The sequence below is a fragment of the Halomonas eurihalina genome, assembly GCF_008274785.1.
GTDB classification, from domain to species: Bacteria; Pseudomonadota; Gammaproteobacteria; order Pseudomonadales; family Halomonadaceae; genus Halomonas; species Halomonas eurihalina.
The window spans coordinates 193997-215903 of record NZ_VTPU01000005.1 but is presented as its reverse complement, the minus strand read 5'-3'; the positions used below and the strand labels follow the sequence as shown (position 1 = coordinate 215903).

Sequence of the window (21907 nt, the reverse complement as noted above, 5' to 3'; positions counted from 1 at the left end):
CGAAGCTCGAAGCTCGAAGCTCGAAGCTCGAAGCTCGAAGCTCGAAGCTCGAAGCTCGAAGCTCGAAGCTCGAAGCTGGGTCGTTATGGTAAGCTGTGGCTCCATTTTCCGAGCAGCGATGCCTTCCCCATGGACGACGTCACGGCGATCCTCGATCAGATGAATCCGGCCCAGCGCGAGGCCGTCAGTGCTCCCCAGGGCAACATGCTGGTACTGGCCGGTGCGGGGTCGGGCAAGACGAGGGTCCTGGTGCATCGCATCGCCTGGCTGATGCAGGCCGAGGGGCTTTCGCCTTATGCCGTGCTGGCGGTGACCTTCACCAACAAGGCGGCTCGGGAGATGCGCACGCGGCTCGAGGCCTTGCTGGGCATTTCGCTGCGCCATGTCTGGGTGGGGACCTTCCACTCCATCGCCCATCGCTTGCTGCGCACCCATTGGCAGGATGCCCGCCTGCCGCAGCATTTCCAGATCATCGACAGCGATGATCAACTTCGCCTCATCAAGCGTCTGCTCAAGGACTACAACATCGACGATGAGCGTTATCCGCCACGTCAGGTGCAGTCCTTCATCTCGGGATGCAAGGAAGAGGGCCTGCGTCCTCATCAGGTGGATGCGCATGGCGATGCCTATCTGTCGCAGATGGTCGAGCTCTACGAGCGTTATCAATTGACCTGTGAGCGTGGCGGGTTGGTCGACTTTGGCGAGCTGCTGCTGCGCAGCCTGGAGTTGCTGCGTGACAATCCCGCTCTGCTGGCCCATTACCAGGAGCGCTTCGGTCATGTGCTGGTCGACGAATTCCAGGACACCAATACCCTGCAGTATGCCTGGCTGAAGCTGCTCACCGGCATGCGCACGCCGATGACCGTGGTCGGCGACGACGACCAGTCGATCTATGGCTGGCGTGGCGCGCGGATCGAGAACATCCGCCGCTTCGAGAACGAGTTTCCCGACACCAAGCTGGTGCGCCTGGAGCAGAATTATCGTTCCACCAGTGTGATCCTTGATGCTGCCAACGCCCTGATTCGCTACAACGCCGATCGCATGGGCAAGGAGTTGTGGACCGCCGGAGATCATGGCGAACAGATTTCGGTGTATGGCGGCTTCAATGATCTCGACGAGGCGCGTTATATCGTCGACACTATTCGCGAGCGGGTCGCCGAAGGCTTCAACCGCCGCGAGATTGCCATCCTTTATCGCTCCAACGCCCAGTCGCGGGTCATCGAGGAAACGCTGATCCGCCAGGGCGTGCCCTACCGGATCTATGGCGGCCAGCGTTTCTACGAGCGGCTGGAGATCAAGAACGCCCTGGCCTACCTGCGTCTGCTGCTCAACCGCGATGATGATGCCTCCTTGGAGCGGGTGATCAACGTGCCGGCGCGCGGCATCGGCACCCGCACCGTCGAAACCCTGCGCAATCGTGCCCGCCAGACCGGGGAGTCGCTCTGGCAGTCGCTCCACGATGCCACTTCGGATGGCAGCCTGCGTGGGCGTGCCGTCACCTCGTTGAAGGCCTTCGCCGACTTGATCGAGCAGCTCGACAACGAGGCGGCTGGGCTGTCGCTCCACGAGATCATCGATCGTGTCAACGAGCGTACCGGCTTGGTTGAGCATCACCGCAACGAGAAAGGCGAGAAAGGCCAGGCCCGGGTCGAGAACCTGGAAGAACTGGTCACCGCCGCCAAGGCCTTCACCCAGGGCGAGGCCTTCGAGGGCGTGGAAGCCGGAGAAGGCATGGCCGCCCTGGAAGCCTTTCTGGCCGAAGCGGCGCTCAATGCCGGCGACCACGAGGCCGATGAGTTCGAGGACTGCGTTCAGCTGATGACGTTGCACTCGGCCAAGGGCCTGGAATTTCCGGTGGTGTTCATGGCCGGCGTGGAGGAAGGCCTCTTCCCGCACAAGATGTCGATGGAAGAACCCGGGCGTCTCGAAGAGGAACGCCGGCTCTGCTATGTGGGCATGACACGCGCCATGAAGAAGCTCTATCTCACCCATGCCGAGCTTCGTCGACTGCATGGCAAGGAAACCTTCCAACGGCCTTCGCGCTTCCTGCGCGAGATACCCGAAAACTTCATGGAAGAGGTCAGGCTGCGTGGCCAGATCTCTCGTCCCGTTACCACCTCGCGGCCTTCGCCGGGCCTGCAGCAGAACGGCGTCGAGGGCGGAGCGGATTTGCCATCACTGTCGCTTGGCCAGCGGGTCAGTCATCCCATCTTCGGCGAGGGTGTGATCCTCAACGCCGAAGGCGAGGGCGAACGCGCACGCGTCCAGGTCAGTTTCGAAGGCGAGGGCGACAAGTGGCTGGTGCTGGGCTTCGCCAAGTTGACGCCGCTGTAGTTGATGCTCTTGTAGGATGCCTCTGTAGAAAGGCACAAGCGCGTGATGCATCGTCGCGTTCGCGACAAAGGGTAGCTCCAGTGGTTCGCTTGCCGATGAAATCGGCCTTCGCGCATACTGCCTATCGGACACGGTGCCGCTTGGCACGCCGTATAAAAATCATCAAGGAGCCGCCCTCGCCATGGAGCGTCGCAACTTTCTCAAGACCAGTCTCAAGACCCTGGGTGCCGGTACTGCCGGCGTCGTCGCCGCCCCCTTCGTCAATACCGCCAGTGCGCAGGAGACCATCACCTGGAACATGGTGACCTCTTGGCCGAAGAACTTTCCTGCCCTGGGAACCGGCGCGAATGCTTTCGCCGAGCGCATCGAGCGCATGTCGGGCGGGCGCATGCGCGTGAAGGTCCATGGTGCCGGGGAAATGGTACCGGCCATGGAAGTCTTCGATGCGGTATCGGCCGGCACCGCCGAGATGGGCCACTCTGCGTCCTATTATTGGCGTGGCAAGGTCGCCGCCGCCCAGTTCTTCACTGCCGTGCCCTTCGGCATGACCACCACCGAGACCAATGCCTGGCTATATGATGGCGATGGCCAGCCGCTGTGGGACGAGGTCTATGCCGAGCACAATCTCAAGCCGTTCCCGGTGGGCAACACCGGCACTCAGATGGCCGGCTGGTTCAAGAAGGAAATCAAGTCTCTGGAGGACATGCAGGGGCTCAAGCTACGCTTGCCCGGGCTGGCCGGGGAGGCGATGAGCGGTATCGGCGTGACGACCATGACCACGCCCGGCAGCGAGATCTTCACCTCCATGCAGACCGGCGTGCTGGATGCGGCTGATTGGGTCGGCCCCTACAACGACCTGGCCTTCGGCCTGCATCAGGTGGCGGATTACTACTACACCTCGGCCTGGAACGAGCCCAGTGCCATTCTGGAGGGGACCGTCAATCTGGACGCCTGGAAGGCACTGCCGGATGATCTCAAGGCCGTGGTGACGGAAGCCGCGCGGGCCTCCAACCTGGCCATGATCAGCGAGTTCGCGCTGCGCAACGCCGAGGCGCTGAAGACCCTGGTCGACGAGCACGGCGTCAAGCTGCGGGAATTCCCCGACGATGTCATGTCGGCCCTGCATGAATCCTCGAAGAAAGTGCTCCAGAAGCAGATCGACAGCGACGAGGCATCGCGTCGGATATATGACTCGTATCGTGCTTTCCAGCAGAAGGTGCGCCCCTTCACTGATGTCGGCGAGTTTGCCTATCTGAAGGCGCGCGAGCAGCAACTGAGCGAGAGTTGATCGATTCAGGCTTCGCCCTGACGCACGGCCCGGATTCGGCCCTTGTCGTCCAGGGCGACCATCACGAAGCGCGCTTCGGTGACCTTGTGCAGCTCGTTGGGGTCGCGTTCCTGGGGTGAGCGGCTCCATACCTCGACATCGATCTTGAGCGAGCTGTGGCCAATTTCGCGGATCTCGGTGAAGATGTTGACCATCGAGCCCACTCGGACCGGGCAGAGAAAATCCATCGCCTCGATGGCCACGGTGGCTGTGCGGCCGTGGGCCTCACGGCCAGCGGCCAGTTCGGCGGCCTGATCCATGTGGCCGACCAGCCAGCCGCCGGGAATGTCGCCGTGGAAATTGGTGTCCTGGCGGTTGGCGACCAGCTTCAATGTCAACTGACCGCGCGGAGCCGGGATATCATCGAGTTCATTCATGGGTCGGGGCCTGGCTTATTGTTTTGAGTGAGTTGTTTTGAGTGAGTTGCTTTGGGTGAGGGGCCATCAAGGATTGATTCAGCATTTCCTGATCATCCCGTCCTGGCGAGCCATGATAAACGGCAAGTTCGTGGTCGCTCCACCTTTTGCGACATCATGTCATGCGAGAGCCCATCAACCGCTTGTTCCGTCGGGAGGACGCATGCCATCCGCCATTCGCCAACGCCTATGGGCCGTCTTGCTGGCCATGAGCGTCATCTGGACGTCGCCGGTGTGGGCCGAGGAGCCCGTTGGCACTTTGGGGACCGTGGGCTCGGATACCATGGCAGGACTGATGTTGCGCTGGGGTGAGCGGTTGGCGCACCAGCATCCGGGCATGCGTCTGCAACTCCAGGCCAGTGGCTCGGCCAGCGCACCGCCGGCGTTGACCGCCGGGACCACCCTGATAGGCCCTATGTCGCGGCCGATGACCGAAGACGAGAAGGTGGCATTCGAGCATCGTTATGGTTATCCCCCTCGGGCCTTGGTGGTGGCGAGGGATGCGCTGGTCGTGGTGGTGCATCGGCATAACCCGTTGCAGAGCCTGAGCCGCCCCCAACTGGATGCGATTTTCTCGGATGGCCGCCGTTGCGGTGCGGAAGATGACATTAACCGTTGGTCGTCATTGATCGATGGAGCTATTCAGGGGCGCATTGCGCGGCATGGCCGCAATGCCGTCTCCGGCACGCACGAGCTGTTCCGTCGCGAGGTCCTGTGTGATGGGGCCTTTCGTCCCGAGATCAGTGAGCATCCCGGCTCCGCCGCCGTAGTCGAGGCGGTGGCTTCGGACCCACGGGCGATCGGCTATGCGGGCCTCAATCACTTGACGCCCAGCGTGCATCCGGTGGCGCTGCGCGGTGCCGATGGTGTCCTGCATTGGCCCGATCCGGCAACGGTACGGCGTGGCGACTATCCTCTGGCCCGTGATCTGCGGCTTTACGTGAACCTTCCACCAGGCGAGTCGTTGCCCGATGTCGAGCGTGCCTTCGTCGACCTGATCCTGTCGCCGGAAGGCCAGGCGATCGCCGAGGAACTGGGTTTCGTCGCATTGCCGCAGGAGGCTCTGGAGCGTCAGCGTCAGGAACTCGGTCTGGAAACGCCGGATTCCTGATGGTTGTCACTGCATTGTCATGATTCTGTCGTATTTTTCCGCTACCGCATTCATTCCGTTCTGGATCCGTCATGCAGCACATGCCTTCACCACCTCCTTTGCGTCGGCATTTCCGGCAGACCCGTGACCGCCTGGCCACGGCGCTGATCACTGCCGGTGGCATTGGCGTGATCGCTGCGGTGATGGCCATCGGCGTGTTTCTGGCGGTGGAAGTCGTGCCGCTGTTCTGGTCGTCATCCGGTGACGCGCCCCGGATCAACATGGAAACGTTGTGGCTGCCCCAGACCTATGAAGGTCATCAGACGCCGGTGCATCGTTGGCAGCCCGCCTTGTCCGAAGGAGGCGGCGAGCCGCGTTTCGGCATGTTGCCGCTGGTATGGGGAACCCTGGAAGCGGCGGTCTGGGCGCTGTTGATCGCCGTGCCGTTGGCGTTAGGAGCGGCGGCGCACTCGGCGCTGTTCATGTCGCGTCGCCTGCGGGCACGCATAAGGCCGACCCTGGAGCTGATGGAGGCCATGCCGGGCGTGGTCATCGGCTTCGTTGCCGGGCTGGTGCTGGCGCCCTGGCTCGATGTCCATCTGGCGCAGGGTATGACCCTGCTGATCGTGCTGCCTGCGGGGCTGCTGCTCGCCGGGAGGCTGTGGGCGCTCCTCGGGAGTGGGCTGCGTCGTCGCCTGCCGATGGGATGGGCGGCGTTGTGGCTGTTGCCCTGGTTGCTGCTGTTCTGGTGTCTGTCGTCCTGGCTGGCGCCTTTGCTTGAGGCGTGGTGGTTCGGCGGCGATCTGCGCGCCTGGCTGGAAGTCTCCCTGGGACTGGACTACACGAATCGCAACGCGATCATCGTCGGCATGGCAATGGGCTTTGCGGTCGTGCCCAGCATCTATGCACTGGCCGAGGATGCCCTGTCGGGAGTGCCGAAGAGCCTCGTCGAGGGCGCCGAAGCGCTCGGTGCGACACGCTGGCAGACGCTCTGGAAGGTGGTACTGCCAGCCGCCGGTCCTGGGGTGCTGTCGGCGGTGATGATCGGTGCCGGTCGGGCCGTGGGAGAAACCATGATCGTGCTGATGGCCAGCGGCAATACCGCGCTGATGACCGCCAGTCCGCTGGATGGCCTGCGCTCGATGGCGGCCAGCATTGCCATCGAACTCCCCGAAGCTGCACCGGGCGGGACCCATTATCGCCTGCTGTTGCTGGCGGCGCTGCTGCTGTTCGTCTTCACCTTCTGCGTCAATACCTTGGCCGAGGTGGTCAGGGCACGGCTGCGCCGTCGCTATCGTCGCATGGAGGGACTGTCATGAGGGCTCCCTGGCGACGTTCATCGACGCGTGCGGCGCGCGGCGAAGGGCCATGGGCCTGGCTGGCTGCCGGCAGTGTGGCGGTGTCGCTGGCACTGTTGGCGGTGCTGTTGGGGCTACTGGCGGTACGTGGACTCGGGTATTTCTGGCCGGCCGAGGTATCGTTGGTGACGCTCGATAACGGCCAGCAACTGGCCGGACGCGCGGTCAAGGAGGCCCCATTGCCGGGTGGCGATGCTCGGGAGCGGCTGTATCGTACCGGCAACCGCGATCTGGATGGTGCCATCTGGACCTGGGTGGGTCTGGACGAGATCCGTGAGGAGAGTCATCCCTCCGATCTGGTGGTCCTGGAACGGCGGCGCTGGAGCGCGTTTATCGGGCGTCTCGAGGCCATCGAGACCGGGGATGCAGGGCGGATCACCGGGGAGGAGGCCTGGGGGGCCCTCAGGCAGCGCCTGCACTCGCTAGACTCGCGTTGGGCAGAGATCGAGAGCTTGCACCATCGGACCATCCAGCCCCTGGTGCGTCGCCTCGAGGCGGGGGCGGCGACACCGGAGGAACATGAAGCGCTGACCAGGGCCCAGGCACGGGTTCGTGAGCTGCAGGCCGGTATGCCCGATGACACTCTGGTGCTGAAAACTGTCGATGGCCGGCAGCTGCGCGAACCATTGATCGAGGTGGCAAGGGCGCTGCGGCCCAATAACATGGACATGCTCGAAAAAGGGCGTGTCTGGGTTCAGGGCGTCTGGAGCTTCCTCTCCGAGGGGCCGCGTGCCGCCAACACGACCGGTGGCGTCTGGCCGGCGATCTTCGGCACCATCCTGATGGTGGTGCTGATGTCGATCTTCGTGACACCTTTCGGTGTGCTGGCGGCGGTCTATCTCAACGAAGTGGCTCACCAGGGCCGCCTGACCCGCTGGGTCCGCATCGGGGTGCGCAACCTGGCCGGCGTGCCATCCATTGTTTATGGCGTCTTCGGGCTCGGGGTCTTCGTCTATGGTATCGGCGGTCATCTGGATGACTGGTTCTTCGCGTCGTCGTTGCCGTCGCCGACGTTCGGCACCGGTGGCCTGCTGTGGGCGTCATTGACGCTGGCGCTGCTGACCCTGCCGGTGGTGATCGTCGCCACCGAGGAAGGGCTGGCGCGCATCCCCGAGAGCCAGCGCGAAGGGGCTCTGGCGTTGGGCGCCACCCGGCTCGAGATGCTGACCCGTGTGGTATTGCCGATGGCTATGCCGGCCATGTTGACCGGGGTGATCCTGGCCGTGGCGCGGGCGGCCGGGGAAGTGGCGCCGCTGATGCTGGTCGGGGTCGCCAAGCTGGCGCCCCAGGTTCCGGTGGACGGCGAGTTCCCCTTCCTCCATCTTGAGAGAAAGTTCATGCATCTGGGCTATCACATCTTCGATGCCGCCTTCCATAGCGGCGATGTCCAGGCAGCAATGCCGTTGATCTATGCCACGGCATTGCTGCTGGTCCTGGTGATCCTGGTGCTTAACCTGACTGCAATATTTCTGCGTCACTATTTGAGATCGCGCCACGGCACCCTCTCGAAATATTGAGACAGCACCGTCGCGCCGAGGGGAACCTTGATGACAGTCATGCAGGAGACGCGATCCTCGCCGGGAGCGTTCATCGATTTCAGCCCCGATGCCACGAGCCTGGAAGTACGCGGTTTCGGCTTGCGCTATGGTGACAAGCCGGCACTCGACAACCTGACGTTGCGGGTGCCGCGCCACCGGGTCACGGCCTTCATCGGCCCTTCGGGGTGCGGCAAGTCGACGTTGCTGCGTGCGCTCAACCGTCTGCATGACCTCAACGAGGAGGTAACGTGGGAAGGCACGATCCGTCTCGAGGGCCAGGACATCCATGCCCCCGAGGTGGCGGTGGCCGAATTGCGTCGTCGGGTGGGCATGGTCTTCCAGGCGCCCAATCCCTTCCCCATGTCGATATATGACAACGTGGCCTTCGGGCTGCGGTTGCAGGGGAGGATGCCCAAGCGACGTGTCGACGACATCGTCGAGTGGGCGCTGCGCTCGTCGGCCCTGTGGGATGAGGTGAAGGACCGTTTGCGGGCCTCTGCCTGGTCATTGTCCGGTGGTCAGCAGCAACGCCTGGTGATTGCCCGCACCCTGGCGGTGGGTCCCGAGGTGCTGCTGCTCGACGAACCGGCCTCGGCACTGGATCCGATTTCCACGTTGAAGGTCGAAGAGTTGATCCGCAACCTGAAATCGAGCCTGACCCTGGTGCTGGTCACGCACAACATGCAGCAGGCAGCGCGTGTCTCGGACTACACCGCCTTCCTGCAGGACGGCGAGCTGGTGGAGTATGCCCCCACCGATACCCTGTTCACCAATCCGCGTCTCGCGCGTACCGAGAACTACATCACCGGACGCATGGCCTGATGGCCCTGCCCCCAGGAGAGTCAGATGGACATCACCAGCGACATTCATAGCCAGCATATTTCTCGCCAGTTCAATCATGAACTCGAGGAACTCAAGACCCACCTGATGGCCATGGGCGGTCTGGTCGAGAAGCAGGTACAGGACGCGGTGAGCGCTCTGCTCGACGCCGATTCCTCCCTGGCCGAACGGGTGGTGGATAACGACCGCGCCGTCAACGACATGCAGATCAAGATCGACGACGAGTGCACCCGGGTGCTGGCGCGCCGCCAGCCTGCCGCTTCCGACCTGCGGCTGGTGCTGGCGGTGATCCGTGCCGCCTCCGATCTGGAGCGCATCGGCGACGAGGCCAGCAAGATCGCCCGTAATGCCATCGAGCTGATCGAGAACAATGTCGGCAACCGTGGCTTCGTCGAAGTACGCATCATCAGCGAACACGTGCGACGCATGATGCGCGACGCCCTGACGTCCTTCGCCCGCTTCGACACCGAGCTGGCGCTGCAGGTCGTTCAGGAAGACGAGCAGGTCGACAGCGAGTACCAGACCGCCATGCGTTCGCTGATGACCTTCATGATGGAAGATGCCCGCTCGATCTCGTCGGTACTCAGCATCATGTGGATCCTGCGTGCCCTGGAGCGTGTCGGCGATCACGCCAACAATCTGGCTGAATATGTGGTCTATCTGGTCAAGGGACTCGACATTCGTCACACGGATCCGGAAGATCTCGATCAGGAGCTCGGCGAGAACTCTTGACCTGGCCATCAAATAGATCATCCTGATCCATCCGACAGGCAAGGGGCCGTCGCCATGCGCGACGGCCCATGTCGTTGTGATTGAGGATATTGAACCGATGCTGGATGCTTTCACGGCCCTGTCCCGAGGGACTCGCCTGGTCTACACGCGCGGAATGCGCCGCTATGTGTTCCTGCCGATACTTGCCAACTTGTTGGTCTACGCGAGCATGCTGACCTATGTGCTGGGCCATTTCGGTGGCTGGTTGGACGGCTGGATGGCAATGGTGCCGGGGTGGCTCGATTGGCTCTCCTGGCTGATCTGGCCGCTGTTCGTGATCAGCCTGGTGTTGATCGTGTTCTTTACCTTCACCCTGGTGACGCACCTGATCGCCGCGCCCTTCTACGGCTTCCTGGCGGAGAAGGTCGAGATCGCGGTCACCGGGCGTGCACCGCTGGATGACCGCGGCCTGGCGCGTACCGCCATCGATGCTCTCGGCCGTGAGCTGGTCAAGCTGGCCTATATCCTGCCACGCATGGCGATTCTGTTCGTGATCAGCTGGATTCCCGTGATCAACCTGATCGCGCCGCTGCTGTGGGCCGCCTTCACGGCCTGGACCATGGCCATCACCTATCTCGACTACCCCATGGACAACAACAAGGTGAGCTTCGCCGACATGCGTCGACGGCTGGCGGCGCGTCGTTGGCCGACCCTTACCTATGGCGGCTGGGTGACGCTGATCACCTGGGTGCCGCTGGCCAATCTCTTCCTGCTGCCCGGTGCCGTGGCCGCCGCGGTGCTGATGTGGGATCGCCATTATCGGGAGCTAGGCCCGCTCGGCAATGGTGCCGCGCCGCCTCGGCCGCGCTGAGCCGCTGCGTCAGGCCCGTCTCATGCCTGGCGCTGGTGACAGCTGTCGTGTTCGGCGTCGGTGAGCCGTGTATCGGGGAATACGCAGCGAAAGACGGTGCCTTCGCCGGGATGGGAGCTGATTTCCAGGCGTGCGTCATGGCGCAGCAGCACGTGCTTGACGATGGCCAGGCCCAGTCCGGTGCCGCCGGTGGCGGTACTGCGGCCCTTGTCGACCCGGTAGAAGCGCTCGGTGAGACGCGGAATGTGGTGCGGGTCGATGCCCTCTCCGTCGTCTTCCACTTCCAGGCAGGCACCGTCCGTGTGGTGCGTCCAGCGCAGCACGATATGGCTCTGATCGCCGGCGTAGCGCACGGCGTTGAAAGCGAGATTGGAGAGCGCGCTGTGGATTTCCTTCTCGCTGCCGACCAGGCGGCGGGGCTCGTCGATCTCCACGTCGATGCGGTGGTGGCCGTTGGAGAGGGCCTCGGCATCGCGGCGAATATTGTCCAGCAGGCTGGTCAGCTCGATGGGGGTATCGTCCTGGCCGCCCTGGTCGATCTCGAGCCGTGACAGCAGCAGCAGGTCGTTGACCAGGTTCTGCATACGTGTCGTCTGGCTTCTCATCTGCTCGAAACCCCGTCCCAGCCGGCCAGGCAACTGGTCGGCCATGTCGCCATAGGTTTCCAGATAGCCGCTCAGCACCGTCAGCGGTGTGCGCAGTTCATGGGAAACATTGGCCACGAAGTCGCGCCTCATCTGTTCAAGGCGGTGCAGGCGGGTGATATCGCGGGCCATCACCAGGCGTTCGTCATCGCCGTAGAGGGTGATCTGGAACTGCAGGATCATCTGCTCGTCGATGGGGGAGCTCAACGTCAGGGGCTCACGATAGTCGCGGGCCTGGAAGTAATCGACGAAGCGTGGATCGCGCAGCAGGTTGGTGATGTGCTGGCCTCGATCGAGGGCGGGCTTCAGCCCCAGCATGCGTTCGGCGGCACTGTTCCACCATTCCATGTCGCCGTGACGGTCGAGCATGACCACGCTGTCACGCATCGCCTCGGAGGATTCCTGAATCCGGCTGAGGGTGTCGCGCAGACGCCGCTGGGTGATGCGCTGGCCCTTCTGGTAGCGATACAGGCGGTCGAACAGCTCGCCCCACAGGCCCGAGGCGGAAGGGGGCTCGTCATGGGGATGCTGGGCCAGCCATTCGTGCAGGGCGCGCAGTTGGTGCAGTTGATAGGCCAGCTGGAGTGCCAGAGCCACCGCGATGCCGGCGCCGATGGCGGAGAAAGGCCAGCCGATCAGCGCGCCAATGGCGGTCAGTCCCGCCAGGCGCCATAGTTCGCGTTTCCAGAGGCGTTGCACGTCAGCCCTTGGTGGAGAAACGGTAGCCCGTACCACGCACGGTCTGGATCAACTGTTGGTACGGGTCACCCAGTGCCTTGCGCAGGCGGCGAATATGCACGTCCACGGTACGCTCCTCGACATAGACATTGCCCCCCCAGACCTGATCGAGCAACTGCCCACGAGTATAGGCGCGCTCTTGATGGGTCATGAAGAATTGCAGCAGCCGGTATTCGGTAGGCCCGACTTCCAGGGAGTTGCCGTCGACGCTGACGCGATGGCTGACCGGATCGAGCAGCAGGCCCTCGACTTCCACCGGATCCTCGACACCGTGAGGCGTCGAGCGGCGCAGCACCGCCTTGAGACGGGCCACCAGCTCCCGGGGCGAGAACGGCTTGGTGATGTAGTCGTCAGCGCCGGCCTCGAGTCCCTGGATCTTGTTGTCTTCCTCTGTCTTGGCGGTCAGCATGATGATTGGCATTTCGGCGGTGGTTTCCTCGCGCTTCAGGCGACGCGCGAGCTCGATACCGCTGGTACCGGGCATCATCCAGTCGAGCAGGACCAGGTCGGGCTGGTGATCGACGATCATGGCGTGGGCGGCCTGGGCATTGTCCGCCTCGAGAACATGATAGTCGGCCATTTCCAGCGCGACGGCGATCATTTCGCGGATCGGCGCTTCATCATCGACGATCAGTACGGTCTTGGCAGTCATCCCGGGGCCTCATGGTCAAGGTCAATGACAAGTCGGTGACGATGACAGCATTTCTTTATGACAATACCGTGACAAGCGTGGCTTGTCGCCTCCCTGGCGTCGCGCCTCCTCGCGGATTTTTCCTCGGCGCCCCTCGTCATATCCCATGGCGATAGCCTTGCCCGTTGGTCATGATCTTAGCCGCCGAGGGTGGGCCACCAGGACAGTCCGATACCCGCGAATACCAGCAGGCCCGACCAGTGATTGTTGAGAAATGCCTGGAAGCAGCGGTCGCGTTCCCGGCCGTGAATCAGGCGTTGCTGGTGCACGAAGGTCGCCGCCATGGCGGCGAGCCCCAGCCAGAAGAACCCGCCCAGGCCCAGGGAGTGACCGACCCAGGCCAGCAGCGCCAGGGTGACGAGTTGCAGCAGGCCGATCATCAGTTTGTCGGCGCGGCCGAACAGCACGGCAGTGGACTTGATGCCGATCTTCAGGTCGTCGTCCCGGTCGACCATGGCATATTCGGTGTCATAGGCCACGGTCCAGGCCACGTTGGCTGCCAGCAGCAGCCAGGCTTCGACGGGAATGTGGCCGAGCACCGCCCCGAATGCCATGGGAATGCCCCAGGAGAAGGCCGCGCCCAGAAACACCTGGGGCAGGTGGGTATAGCGCTTCATGAAGGGATAGATGAAGGCCAGGAAGACGCCACCGATCGACAGCATCACCGTAAAGGGATTGGTGAGCCACACCAGGGCAAAGGCGAGCAATACCAGGATGACGAACAGTCCTTTCGCTTCCCGCTCGCTGATCCGTCCCGTGGCCAGGGGGCGGTTGCGGGTACGCTTGACGTGGCCGTCGAAATGGCGGTCGGCGTAATCGTTGACCACGCAGCCCGCGGCGCGCATCAGATAGACGCCGGCGACAAAGACCAGCACGATCTTGCGCTCGGGAATGCCCTGAGCCGCCATCCAGAGCGCCCAGAGCGTCGGCCACATCAGCAGCCAGGTACCGATCGGGCGGTCGAGGCGGGTGAGATGCAGGAAATCGGGGAGTCGGGCCAGCCCGGAAGGGCGCATCAGGGATGAATCCATCAGGTTCTCTCGCATGGAGGCGGCCTTGTCGCTGTCGCGGTTTCTGGAAGTTCTTAGCCTAAAGGAAGCGCTGATTTATGTCGCGAGCGACGAGAGACTGGTTCGTCGCCGGAACGCAATAACCGCAGTTTACACGATAGTAAATGAGGATTTGACCGGGCTCGCGCGCGAGTACCGCCGGCGGCCAGGCTCTCGAGCGCAGTAATAAATCAGTGTTTTCTTAACGTGAAGGCAGCCCAAGATCATCCACCATGGCCCGCTGAAAGAACTCCTGGACGAGCACCGTGCAACGGTCATGTTGCAGCACCGAGCGGCGTCCCCAGGGGCCTTCGGCCTCGCGGAAGGGGCCCGGGGACGCGCAGATCTCGATCGGGCCGCGTTCGAGGTCGGGTTGGCGGAACAGCCAACTGCCCATGGAGCGCTCGCCGAGCCATTCCAGCCAGTGCTGGCCGTGGGAAGGGTTCAGCGGTGCCACCGAGCGGGCCATGACCCAGGGACGATCATCGAGGCACAATGCCACCTCGCGCACCCAGGCGAGTCGGTGCGTAGCCAGGTCCAGCGCCAGGGCTTCGTCGCGGCTCGGGTATCCATGACGCTGATCGAGCAATCGAACCCGAAAGTGACGCGGGTGGCCTGCCTCGATCAGCCGTTCGGTCAATGAGTCCCGGGAAGCCAGCCATTCCCACCAGCTAGGGCTCATGTCCGGACGAGCCGCCGCCAGGGGGCGCCATCGAGGTTCGAGTGATGGGCCATTGCGCAATTGAGGCTCTCCGCGTCCAATCCTGAGGCCGGCTAGTGTACCATGGCGTGCCGATATTCCGCTCCGTGGTGGGCCATGGCGGCCCGTGCAACGAGGATTTCCATGACCGCTCCTCTGACCCTTATCGGCTCCGGCATGGCCGGTCTCGGCCTGGTGCGCCAGCTGCGTGCCCTGCAGCCGGAGCGGCCGATCACGCTGATTACCGCCGACAGCGGCGACGACTACTCCAAGCCGATGCTGTCCACTGGCTTCTCCAAGCGCCTGCCTCCCGAGCGTCTGGCGAGCCGCTCCGCCTTCGAGGTCGCCGAGGCGCTCGATGTGGTGGTGCGCACCCAGACCCGGGTCGACGCCATCGACCCGGCGAAGCGCCACCTGAGCCTCGGCGCCGAGCGCCTGCCCTACGACGAACTGGTACTGGCCACCGGCGCGGTACCCACGCCGCCCTTCGCCATTCCCGAGGCTCTGGCTGGCCGGGTCTTCACCATCAATGATCTCGATGATTATCGCGCCTTCCACGCCGCCCTGGAGGCGCTGGGCAGACCGGCCAGGGTGGCCGTCGTCGGCATCGGTCTGGTGGGTTGTGAGTACGCTAATGACCTGTCCGCCGGTGGGCATGCCGTCGAGATGATCGCGCCGGAAGCCGCGCCCCTGCCGCGCCTGCTGCCGGAGCCCTTGGGGCATGCTCTCGGCGAGGCTTTCCTCGAGGCCGGCATCGCGCTGCGCACGGGTCGCCGTGTGGTGGAACTGCGTGATGAGGGCGCCCGAGTGGGCGTGAGCCTCGACGATGGTGTCGGCCTCGAGGCCGATCTGGTGCTGGTGGCCACCGGACTACGGCCGCGCAGCGAGCTCGCCGAGGCGGCGGGGCTATCGGTCGCCGCCGAGGGCATACGCACCGATCGTTATCTCGCCACCTCGGCGCCCGGTATCCACGCCTTGGGGGACGTGGCTTGCGTCGACGGGATCAACGCCATGTATGTCCAACCGCTGCAAGCCAGCGCCAAGGCACTGGCGGCAACGCTGGCCGGAACGCCCACTGCCGTGCATTATGGGCCCTGGCCGGTACTGGTGAAGACACCATTGCTGCCCGTGGTCTCGCTGCCTCCGAAGGAGGAACCGGTGCGTTGGCGCATCGAGGGCGAAGGCTGTAACTTGAGCGCCCTGGCCGAAGATGCAGACGGACGTTTGATCGGATTTGCGTTGACAGGAAGCCAGGTGCGTCGGAAAGTCGAACTGGCGCGGATCGCTCCGCCGTTGCTAGGCTAGAGTCGTCGTCGACGGCGCCACCCGGTGTCTCCGGTTGTCGGCCGTTGCCAGCGGGCGGAGTTGGACGATTCATGATCAAAGAGCATGACCGAAGAACAATAGTACCGGTGGGGCTACACCGGTAGGACGTCAAACAAGGAGGGCTGTATGCGCAAACCAGAACTCGCCGCGGCGATTGCCGAGCGTGCCGATCTATCCAAGGACAAGGCCAGTCAGGTACTCAATGTCATTCTCGATGAGATTACCGGTAGCGTGTCCGATGGGAAGGATGTGTCCTTGATCGGCTTTGGAACCTTCACCGTGCGCGAGCGAGCTGCCCGCACCGGCAAGAACCCCCAGACCGGTGAGCCGCTCACCATCCCGGCCAGCAAAACGGTGGCTTTCAAGCCGGGCAAGGGGCTCAAGGACGCTGTCACCAAGTAACGATGACCCGCTGCGTCCCGGCACGGTCCGCCGCCCAGGCGGGCCGTGAATTTCCCGCCCGAACCATCCGGATATCCCTACATGAAGCTTCGAGTGATGTTGTGGTTGCTGGGTGTGCTGCTCAAGCGGGCTCTGCGCCGCAAGCCCCGATTCCGTGAACGTCTGACCGAGATGCGCGGGCTGGACTGGGGCATTGCCACCGAGGATCTTTCCATCGCCCGGCACTATCGGATGTCGCCGAAAGGTATCGAGAGCAGTACCGGCCTCCCGGTGGACCTTGACCTTGAACTGCGTTTCGAGGATGCCGCTACCGCGGTACGTGTCCTTCGTAAGCCGACCCAGCAAGCCTTTCTCGACGGCATGATGGCAGGTCGGGTTCGCCTGGTTGGTGATTCCGGCGATCTAAGTCGATTGCAGAAGTTGCTGCGCGATATTTGAGCAGTCGCTGCCGGGGAGTCGGCGAACTGCAGAGAAGGCGTTATACTAAAGTCTAATGCTTGGCCGTTATTCAGAACCGGCCTGCGCTTTCCACGACCCCCACGGAGCCTATGCTGCCGCCTTCTCTCTCCCATACCCTGCGTCGCCTCTGGACCCTGGAGTCCTTTGCCTACAGCCTGCGCGTCTTCATCGCCCTGACCGGCACCGTCATCCTGTGTTGGTGGCGCGATGACATGAACAGCCTGATTCCTCTGTTCCTGGGGATCATCGCCAGCGCCCTGGCCGAGACGGACGACCACTGGCGAGATCGGCTACGGGCCTTGCTGGTGACCCTGTGCTGTTTCACGGTGGCATCGCTGGCGGTGGAGCTGCTGTTCGACAAGCCGGGATGGTTTGCTCTCGGGCTAGCGCTGTCGGCCTTCGCCATGACTATGCTCGGTGCGGTGAATCAGCGCTATGCGACCATCGCCAGCGCCACCCTGATCCTGGCGATCTACACCATGATCAGCCTCGAGCATCGCGGTAACCCGGCCCTGGGCGATGTCTGGCGCGAGCCGGCCCTGCTGGTCGCCGGTGCCGCCTGGTATGGCGTGATCTCGGTTGTCTGGTGCGTGCTCTTCTCGCGTCAGCCCTTGAAGCTTTCCCTGGCACGGGTCTTCCGCGAACTGGGCCGTTACCTGGCGCTCAAGTCGGCGCTTTTTGAGCCGTTGCGTGACCTGGATGTCGAGGAGCGTCGCCTGGCCCTGGCCCGGCAGAATGGTCGCGTGGTCGAGGCGCTCAACCAGGCCAAGGAGATGATCTTCCGCCGCCTGCAGGGCGCCCGAGGGAGCGGCAAGCTGGATCGTTACCTGCAGCTTTATTTCATCGCCCAGGACATTCATGAACGCGCCAGTTCGACGCATTACCCCTATGGGGAACTGACTGAGGCCTTCTTCCATCATGATGTGCTGTTTCGTGCCCAGCGTCTGCTCGATCAGCAGGGGCAGGCCTGCCGGGCCCTGGCCAGCTCACTCTTGCTCAATCGTGCCTTCGAGCACGCGCGCAGCGAGCGGGCGCTGGAGGACCTGAACGCCTCGCTTGCCCATCTCGAGAAACAGGATCGGCCCGAATGGCGCTCCCTGCTTCCCTTCCTGAGTGCGCTGGCCGATAACCTGGCGACCCTGGAGCAGAGTCTGGCCCGCGCCAGCAATCCCGAGACCACGAGTCCGCGGTCGGACACGGCGCTCTACGACCGCACGCCCCATGGCGCGCGGGACGTCGGGGAGCGCATCCTCGACCAGTTGACGCCGCGCTCGGCGGTGTTTCGCCACGCCGTGCGCCTGACCGTGACCCTGCTGGTGGGCTATGGGGTGCTGCATCTGATCCATCCCACCCAGGGGTACTGGATCCTGTTGACCAGCCTCTTCGTCTGCCGGCCAAGCTTCGGGGCCACGCGACGCTTCCTGAGACAGCGTATTCTGGGCACCGTGGTCGGCCTGGTGGCCGGCTGGGCGGTGATCACCCTGTTTCCCGCCGCGCCACTCCAGGTGGCCATCGCGGTGCTGGCCGGCGTGGCCTTCTTCGCCCTGCGAGGACGACACTACCTGCTTGCCACGGCCTCGATCACTCTGATGGTGCTGTGCTGCTTCAACCAGGTGGGCGATGGCTTCGGGCTGATCTGGCCGCGCCTTTTCGATACCTTGCTGGGCGCCGGCATAGCGGGGCTGGCGGTGATGCTGATTCTGCCCGACTGGCAAGGGCGCCGTCTTCACCATCAGGCGGTGGCCACTCTGGATGCCAGCCGTGCCTATCTCGTCGCGATCGTCGACCAGTACCGTCATGGCAAGCGTGACGATCTCGGGTATCGGTTGGCACGACGCAATGCCCACAATGCCGATGCCGAACTTTCGACGCTGCTCGGCAATGTGCTGCAGGAACCGGAGTTCTTCCGCCGGGATGCCGACGTCGGTCTGCGCTTCCTGCTGCACTCGCATACATTGCTCAACTACCTTTCGGCCCTCGGCGCCCATCGTGACGAGCGGGAAACGTCATTCGACGCCTCGCTTGAGGCGGCGGCCGAAGCCATCGAGGCATCGCTGGGGAAGCTGGCACACGCCCTGAGCACGCGTGAGCCAGTGTCCGAGAAGGACGAGGCACTGTCGACAGGACTCGCCTTCCTGGACGCCGAACCGGCCTCGGACGAGCCCCCGCTGTTGCGCACCCAACTGGCGCTGATCGGTCAGCAGCTGGTGCCATTGCGGCAGGCAGCGGCGAGACTCGATCACGCCGATGAGTCAGAAAACGCCGGGCTGCGCTCGGAGTCGTAAGTTAGGGAAGCACCTGCATAAATACCTGCTCCTGCAAATCGCTGCGTTACGCGGTACTCGAAAGCTCGCCTAACGCCTCTGGCTTGTTTGGCAGCAATAGCTCTTACTTCATTCCGCCTAGACCTGCCCATAACGGTCGGCAGTTTCGCCGAGCCAGCGGCGGATAAGCGGTTGGCTGGCTTCCGGGTGGGTGGCCAGCAGCGCTTCGGCGAGGGGCGAGACGTGCGGCAGCAGGTCGGCGTCGCGTTCGAGATCGGCGATCTTCATCTGTGCCAGGCCAGTCTGGCGGGTGCCGAGTACCTCGCCGGGTCCGCGAATTTCCAGGTCGCGTTCGGCGATGCGGAAGCCGTCGGTGGTCTCGCGCATTACCGTCAGGCGCTGTCGTGAAGTGTCGGAGAGCGGCGGATGATAGAGCAGCAGGCAGTAGCTCTCGGTGGAGCCCCGGCCGACCCGGCCGCGCAGCTGGTGAAGCTGTGACAGGCCCAACCGCTCGGGATTTTCGATGATCATCAGGCTGGCATTGGGCACGTCGACACCGACCTCGATCACGGTGGTGGCCACCAGCAGATCCAGTTCGCCTTCCTTGAAGGCTTCCATGACCTCGGCCTTTTCGCTGGCCTTCATGCGGCCATGCACCAGGCCGATGTTCAGACCTGGCAGCGCTTCGACCAATTCGTCCTTGGTCGCTTCGGCGGCCTGGCACTGCAGTGCCTCGGATTCCTCGATCAGGGTGCAGACCCAATAGGCCTGGCGCCCCTCGGCGCAGGCGTGGCGAATCCGCTCGACCACCTCCGGGCGGCGTTCGTCAGGCACCACCGCGGTCTTTACCGGGGTACGCCCCGGGGGCAGTTCGTCGATCACCGAGACATCCAGGTCGGCGTAGGCGCTCATCGCCAGGGTGCGCGGGATGGGGGTCGCGGTCATCACCAGTTGGTGCGGGGTGAGCCCACCGGCCTCGCCCTTCTCGCGCAGCGCCAGGCGCTGGTGGACCCCGAAGCGATGTTGTTCGTCGATGATCGCCAGTCCCAGGCGCTGAAAGTGCACATCGCCCTGGAAGAGTGCATGGGTGCCGACCACCATCCGTGCCCGGCCGTCGTGAATCGCCGCCTTGGTATCGAGCCGTGCCTTGCCCTTGAGCTTGCCGGCCAGCCAGGCAACCTCGATGCCGAGGGGCTCGAACCAGGCCCGGAAGGCACGGTAATGCTGCTCGGCGAGAATCTCGGTGGGCGCCATGATGGCTGCCTGGCAACCGCCGGCGATGGCCGACAACGCCGCCATGGCGGCCACGACCGTCTTGCCCGATCCCACATCGCCCTGCACCAGCCGCAGCATGGGCATTTCACCGGCCAGATCGGCCCGTATCTCGTCGAGAACGCGGCGTTGGGCACCGGTCAGCGAAAAGGGCAACTGGGTGAGAAAGCGTGCCTGGAGACCGCGTCCGTCGGGCAGCGAGGGGGCGCCATCACGCTGGATGCGCAGGCGAACTTCGCGCAGGCTCAACTGATGGGCGAGCAGTTCCTCCAGGGCCAGGCGACGAGTAGCTGGGTGCTGGCCTTCAGCCAATGCCTGGGGATCGGCATCCGGCGGCGGGCGATGCAGGGTCTGCAGGCATTCGTGCAATGCAGGAAGCGCGAAGCGCTGGCGCAGGGTCTCCGGCAGCCATTCCGGCAATTCATCGGGCGAGGCGTCGAGGCGGGTCAGCGCCTGGTCGATCAAGGCGCGCAGTCGGGTCTGATGCAGCCCCTCGGTAGTGGGATAGATCGGTGTCAGGTGATCTTCCACCGGGGCGGTGGCATCGTTGAGCAGCCGATATTCCGGATGATAGATCTCGAGACCCGTGGCCCCGGCGCGGGCCTCACCGAAGGCGCGCACCCGGATGCCGGCGCGGAACTGCTGCTGCTGGGCCGGGGAGAAGTGGAAGAAGCGCAGGCTGAGGATGCCGGAGCCATCGCGCAGGCGCACCAGCAGGCTGCGGCGGCGGCCCCGGACCACTTCGGCGGCGGCCACCTCGCCTTCCACCACCGCCTCGCCACCAGCGCGGAGGGTGGCTATGGGCGTCACCCGTGTGCGGTCCTGGTAGCGCAGCGGCAGGTGAAACAGCAGATCGGCCACGGAATCGATCCGCAAGCGGGCTAGTTTCAGAGCCAGCGCCTCGCCGACGCCCTTGAGGTCCGTGACGGGGGCGTCGAGCTCACTCATGCCGGTGCCGATTCTTGCGCTCGACAGTGCGCGATGGCGTTGGTCACCGCGTCGATGGCCTGGGGCCGAGGGAAGCTGGCTCTCCAGGCGATGGCCACGGTGCGTCCCGGCGCCGGCGGCGTGAAGGGCAAGCTGGTCAACAGCCCTTGCTCATAGTGGCTGCCGATGGCCGAGTTGGGCAGCACCGTGATGCCGAGCCGTGAGGCGACCATATGGCGAATGGTCTCCAGCGAGCCGCCCTCGGCGGTGAGAGTGTTGTTGGGGCTGTTGAGCTTCTGGCTGATAGCCGGACAGGCCTCGAGAATCTGGTCGCGGAAGCAGTGGCCCTCGCCGAGCAGCAACAGGCGTTCCTGGAGGAGATCTTCCTTGGCGATGCTGTCGCGGCCTGCCCAGGGGTGGTCGGCGGGCATCAGCACCTTGAAGGCTTCCTCGTAGAGCGGCTTGGTTACCACATCGGTCTCGGTGAAGGGTAGTGCGACGATAATGGCGTCCAGTTCACCGCTGCGAAGCTTGCGACGCAGTTCGCCCGTGAAGCCCTCTTCGATGTAGAGAGGCATCTGCGGCGCCTGTCGACCCAGCTCCGGCACCAGATGCGGAAACAGATAAGGGCCGATGGTATAGATGGCACCGATGCGCAGCGGGCTGGCCAGTTGGTCGCGGCCAGCGGAGGCCAGCTCCTTGATCACGCTGCTCTGCTCGAGCACGCGCTGGGCCTGTTCGACGATCCGCTCGCCCAGCGGCGTGACTTGCACGGTGGATTTGGAGCGCTCGAAGAGCGCCACGCCGAGCTCTTCCTCGAGCTTCTTCACCGCGACAGACAGGGTGGGCTGGGAAACGAAACAATGCTCGGCGGCGCGCCCGAAGTGGCGTTCCTGAGCCAAGGTTACGATATAACGGAGTTCTGTTAGAGTCATCGTGGTGCCGGGCAT

Annotated in this window: 19 protein-coding genes; 12 read left to right on the top strand and 7 right to left on the bottom strand. The window is 63.9% G+C overall.

Annotation, left to right across the window (positions count from 1 at the left end):
- The first annotated feature begins 129 nt into the window (after window positions 1-129).
- Window positions 130-2334, top strand: a complete 2205-nt coding sequence (gene uvrD, locus FZZ93_RS07300; RefSeq protein ID WP_149321665.1) for a DNA helicase II — start codon at window positions 130-132, stop codon at window positions 2332-2334.
- Between the two features lie 181 nt (window positions 2335-2515).
- On the top strand, window positions 2516-3622 hold the full coding sequence (locus tag FZZ93_RS07295) for a TRAP transporter substrate-binding protein (RefSeq protein WP_149321664.1): 1107 nt from the start codon (window positions 2516-2518) through the stop codon (window positions 3620-3622).
- A 5-nt stretch (window positions 3623-3627) separates the two neighbouring features.
- Here FZZ93_RS07295 and FZZ93_RS07290 read toward each other — a convergent pair whose 3' ends face one another.
- On the bottom strand, window positions 3628-4038 hold the full coding sequence (locus FZZ93_RS07290) for an acyl-CoA thioesterase (protein WP_149321663.1): 411 nt from the start codon (window positions 4036-4038) through the stop codon (window positions 3628-3630).
- Window positions 4039-4240: 202 nt separating this feature from the next.
- On the opposite strand from FZZ93_RS07290, the gene FZZ93_RS07285 reads away from it, so the two are divergent.
- The 6 genes from FZZ93_RS07285 to cysZ all read left to right on the top strand — a co-directional run bounded on the left by FZZ93_RS07285 (window position 4241) and on the right by cysZ (window position 10485).
- On the top strand, window positions 4241-5188 hold the full coding sequence (locus tag FZZ93_RS07285) for a phosphate ABC transporter substrate-binding protein (RefSeq protein ID WP_149321662.1): 948 nt from the start codon (window positions 4241-4243) through the stop codon (window positions 5186-5188).
- Window positions 5189-5259: 71 nt separating this feature from the next.
- Window positions 5260-6486, top strand: coding sequence for an ABC transporter permease subunit (locus FZZ93_RS07280; protein WP_149321661.1), 1227 nt, complete (start codon window positions 5260-5262; stop codon window positions 6484-6486).
- Window positions 6483-8042: a phosphate ABC transporter permease PstA gene (pstA, locus tag FZZ93_RS07275; protein WP_149321660.1), complete on the top strand. Its 1560-nt coding sequence runs from the start codon at window positions 6483-6485 to the stop codon at window positions 8040-8042. Before FZZ93_RS07280 ends, pstA begins: the two co-directional genes overlap by 4 nt.
- A gap of 30 nt (window positions 8043-8072) precedes the next feature.
- A complete protein-coding gene (gene pstB, locus FZZ93_RS07270) occupies window positions 8073-8885 on the top strand; it encodes a phosphate ABC transporter ATP-binding protein PstB (RefSeq protein WP_149321659.1) in 813 nt (270 codons plus the stop codon).
- 24 nt (window positions 8886-8909) lie between these two features.
- A complete protein-coding gene (phoU, locus tag FZZ93_RS07265) occupies window positions 8910-9635 on the top strand; it encodes a phosphate signaling complex protein PhoU (protein ID WP_149321658.1) in 726 nt (241 codons plus the stop codon).
- Between the two features lie 97 nt (window positions 9636-9732).
- Entirely contained in the window at window positions 9733-10485 is a 753-nt protein-coding gene (gene cysZ / locus FZZ93_RS07260) for a sulfate transporter CysZ (protein WP_149321657.1), read from the top strand.
- Window positions 10486-10505: 20 nt separating this feature from the next.
- Here the strand turns inward: cysZ and phoR are convergent, their stop codons facing one another.
- The 4 genes from phoR to FZZ93_RS07240 form a co-directional block, all read right to left on the bottom strand.
- Window positions 10506-11828: a phosphate regulon sensor histidine kinase PhoR gene (phoR, locus tag FZZ93_RS07255; RefSeq protein ID WP_149321656.1), complete on the bottom strand. Its 1323-nt coding sequence runs from the start codon at window positions 11826-11828 to the stop codon at window positions 10506-10508.
- Between the two features lies 1 nt (window position 11829).
- Window positions 11830-12519, bottom strand: coding sequence for a phosphate regulon transcriptional regulator PhoB (gene phoB / locus FZZ93_RS07250; RefSeq protein ID WP_149321655.1), 690 nt, complete (start codon window positions 12517-12519; stop codon window positions 11830-11832).
- A 176-nt stretch (window positions 12520-12695) separates the two neighbouring features.
- Window positions 12696-13589 carry a 4-hydroxybenzoate octaprenyltransferase gene (gene ubiA / locus FZZ93_RS07245; protein WP_149321654.1) on the bottom strand — a complete coding sequence of 298 codons (894 nt, stop codon included), beginning with the start codon at window positions 13587-13589 and terminating at the stop codon, window positions 12696-12698.
- Window positions 13590-13809: 220 nt separating this feature from the next.
- Window positions 13810-14289, bottom strand: a complete 480-nt coding sequence (locus FZZ93_RS07240; RefSeq protein WP_149321653.1) for a chorismate--pyruvate lyase family protein — start codon at window positions 14287-14289, stop codon at window positions 13810-13812.
- Window positions 14290-14451: 162 nt separating this feature from the next.
- Between FZZ93_RS07240 and FZZ93_RS07235 the strand changes: the two genes are divergently transcribed.
- The 4 genes from FZZ93_RS07235 to yccS all read left to right on the top strand — a co-directional run bounded on the left by FZZ93_RS07235 (window position 14452) and on the right by yccS (window position 18779).
- Window positions 14452-15612, top strand: coding sequence for an NAD(P)/FAD-dependent oxidoreductase (locus tag FZZ93_RS07235; protein WP_149321652.1), 1161 nt, complete (start codon window positions 14452-14454; stop codon window positions 15610-15612).
- Between the two features lie 147 nt (window positions 15613-15759).
- Entirely contained in the window at window positions 15760-16035 is a 276-nt protein-coding gene (locus FZZ93_RS07230; RefSeq protein WP_013334167.1) for an HU family DNA-binding protein, read from the top strand.
- Between the two features lie 81 nt (window positions 16036-16116).
- A complete protein-coding gene (locus tag FZZ93_RS07225; RefSeq protein WP_149321651.1) occupies window positions 16117-16473 on the top strand; it encodes a hypothetical protein in 357 nt (118 codons plus the stop codon).
- A gap of 110 nt (window positions 16474-16583) precedes the next feature.
- Window positions 16584-18779 carry a YccS family putative transporter gene (yccS, locus tag FZZ93_RS07220; protein WP_149321650.1) on the top strand — a complete coding sequence of 732 codons (2196 nt, stop codon included), beginning with the start codon at window positions 16584-16586 and terminating at the stop codon, window positions 18777-18779.
- A gap of 117 nt (window positions 18780-18896) precedes the next feature.
- Here the strand turns inward: yccS and recG are convergent, their stop codons facing one another.
- Window positions 18897-20978, bottom strand: a complete 2082-nt coding sequence (gene recG, locus FZZ93_RS07215; RefSeq protein WP_149321649.1) for an ATP-dependent DNA helicase RecG — start codon at window positions 20976-20978, stop codon at window positions 18897-18899.
- Window positions 20975-21892: a LysR substrate-binding domain-containing protein gene (locus tag FZZ93_RS07210; RefSeq protein ID WP_149321648.1), complete on the bottom strand. Its 918-nt coding sequence runs from the start codon at window positions 21890-21892 to the stop codon at window positions 20975-20977. The genes recG and FZZ93_RS07210 overlap by 4 nt, the downstream gene beginning before the upstream one ends.
- Window positions 21893-21907 lie beyond the last annotated feature (15 nt).